The sequence below is a fragment of the Polynucleobacter sp. MG-28-Ekke-A2 genome, from assembly GCF_035012985.1.
Taxonomy (GTDB): domain Bacteria; phylum Pseudomonadota; class Gammaproteobacteria; order Burkholderiales; family Burkholderiaceae; genus Polynucleobacter.
Map to the genome: position 1 here is coordinate 1 of NZ_JAYGQU010000066.1, position 552 is coordinate 552.

1 protein-coding gene is annotated in these 552 nt (G+C 47.5%); it reads right to left on the bottom strand.

The genetic code is table 11. From position 1 onward, the window contains the following. Window positions 1-552, bottom strand: a 552-nt coding sequence (locus VC188_RS11940) for a transposase (protein WP_323484112.1), incomplete at both ends; no start/stop codon positions are given.

Below are 552 nucleotides of genomic sequence, written 5' to 3' on the forward strand. Positions count from 1 at the left end.
CGCAGATCAGCTGCCTCTAAGTCTTTTAAGTACTGCGCAATACTAGCTTCAGCTTCTTGGATACGACGTTTGATCTTGGCCTGGGTGAAGTTCTGATCGGAGCTGTTCACGGCTTTAAATTTACTGCCATCAACTGCCACCATCGCGTCGGCAAATAAATTCATCTGGCGGCACAGTTCAATAAACTGGGCGCAGACTTTACGGATGGCTTTGCCGTTCTCCCTGCGGAAGTTCGCGATGGTCTTAAAGTCAGGAGCTAAACGGGCAATGAGCCACATGAGTTCAACATTACGTAGCGCTTCGGTTTCTAGGCGACGAGTCGATGCAATACGGTTAAGGTATCCATAGACATACAATTTCAACAGCACTGCAGGATGATAGGACGGCCTACCAGTATCAGCAGGAACTACTCCTTCAAAACCTAAGCTGGCTAAATCAAGCTGGTCAACAAAGAGGTCAATGACGCGTACGGGGTTTTCTTCGGTGATGTACTCATCAAGTAACTCTGGTAACAACGTACTTTGGGTTCGATCTTGGCCAGTAATGAATCGT